Origin of the sequence: Mycobacterium sp. (assembly GCF_050701675.1) — a bacterium.
GTDB lineage: Bacteria > Actinomycetota > Actinomycetes > Mycobacteriales > Mycobacteriaceae > Mycobacterium.
Genome location: NZ_JBOGDD010000504.1, coordinates 1 through 1,897, shown reverse-complemented (window position 1 = coordinate 1,897; position 1,897 = coordinate 1). Strand labels below are relative to the sequence as shown.

Here is a 1,897-nt window from a genome sequence, read left to right as displayed (position 1 = left end):
GCGTCGAGCACCACCACGGCGGCCGGAATCATGTACGCGGGCAGACGATTAGCCAGTTGGGCCCGCATCTCGGCGGGATCAGCGCTGCCGGTGACATAGCCGACGAGGCGCTTGTTTCCTGGGCTGTCCTCGCGGGCGATCACCACGGCCTGATCGACCCCGTCCAGCTCGGCCAGCGCGGCCTGGATCTCGCCTAGTTCGATGCGGTAGCCGCGGATCTTGACCTGCTCATCGGCACGTCCCAGATACCGCAGCTGTCCGTCCTCGCCCCAGCACACCAGATCCCCGGTGCGATACATCCGCCCCCCAGCCGCCCCGAACGGGCACGCCACGAACCGAGACGCGCTCAAGCCGGCCCGGCGCACGTATCCAAGGCTCACGCCACGGCCAGCCACGTACAACTCACCGACCACACCAGGGGGCGCCGGTCGCAACCAGTCATCTAGAACGAACACCGCGGCCCCTGGCACCGGCGAGCCGATCGGCACCGCACCCGACCCCGCGGCCAAAGGCGCACTGATCGTGGCATAGATCGTGGTCTCGGTCGGGCCGTAGCCATTGATCATCACCCGGCTCGGCGCCCACCGATCCACTACGTCGGACGGGCACGCCTCACCGGCCACCATCAGCGCCGCAGATTCCAAACCCCGTAGTTCGAGTGCCGCCACCGCCGCCGGGGTTTGACTTAGCACGCTGATGTTTTCGGTGACCAGCAGCTCGTGCAGGTCTTGCGGCGAGCCCGCGACCGACTCGGGCACCACCACCAGCCGCCCACCGTGCAACAGGGCACCCCAGATTTCCCACACCGAATAGTCGAAGCCGTGGGAATGAGACTGCGTCCACACCTGACCCGGCGCCAGCTCCAAGCCCACCTCCAGCGAGTCGAACAGCCGGGTGACGTTGTGGTGGGTGACGGCTACTCCCTTGGGAATTCCGGTTGTGCCCGACGTGTAGATCGAATAGGCGATGTCGTCAGGGGCCGGCGTCAGCAATGCGGTGCAGGGGAGGATGGCAGCGGCGGGATCATCGACGTCAACGACCTGCACGTTGAACCCGTCCAACCGCGAGCGGAGCTCGGCCGTCGTGATCACGGCAATCGGAGCGGTATCGCTGAGCATGAACTCCAACCGGGCCGCCGGCACCGCCGGGTCGATCGGCAGATACGCCGCCCCGGTCTTGAGCACCGCCAAGATCGCCACGATCGCCTCGGCCGAGCGAGGAACCACCAACGCGACGGATTCACCCGGTCCCGCACCGTGCACGGCCAACAGGTTCGCCAACCGGTTCGCGGATTCGTCGAGTTCGCCGTAGCTCATCGAGTGGCCCGCGAACGTCAGCGCGAGCGCCTCCGGGGTCCGCGCCACTTGTTCGGCGAACCGCTGCGGAATCGACGTCGGTGCGCCCGCCGGCTCGAACAACGTTGCCCGGTTGGACCATTCGTCGAGCAGCGTGCGCTCAGCCGGGTCGAGCACATCGATCGACGAGAGCCGCCGGGTGGGGTCGGCGATCATGGCGGCCAGCAGCCGCTGGAACCTCTCGAACAGCGCTTCGATGCCCGCCACGTCGAACGCTCCGGAGTCGAACTCCACCCGAAAGCCCAGCTCGTGCCCAGGCAGGGCCATCACCGACAGCGGGTAGTGGTTGTGCTCGCGGTTGTTGAACTCCGTAATCACCAACTCGTGGGCGCCTGCGAACGCGCCGGCGTCGACCGGATAGCTCTCGTACAAGAAGAGTGTGTCGAACAGTTGATCGTGGCCGGCGACGTGGTGGATTTCGCTGAGCGACAGGTGCTCGTGCTCGACGGTGTCGTTGTGGGTACTTTGCATCTGGTTCAAGAGGTCGGCGACAGTGGAGTCCGCCGTCGCGCGGGCCCGTACCGGCACCGTGTTGATCAGCA

The 1,897-nt window shown here is 66.6% G+C and carries 1 protein-coding gene; it reads right to left on the bottom strand.

Going from position 1 to position 1,897, the window contains the following annotated elements; all coding sequences use genetic code 11:
• On the bottom strand, positions 1 to 1,897 hold a 1,897-nt coding region (locus ACRDUX_RS15105; RefSeq protein WP_526414830.1), incomplete at both ends, for a non-ribosomal peptide synthetase.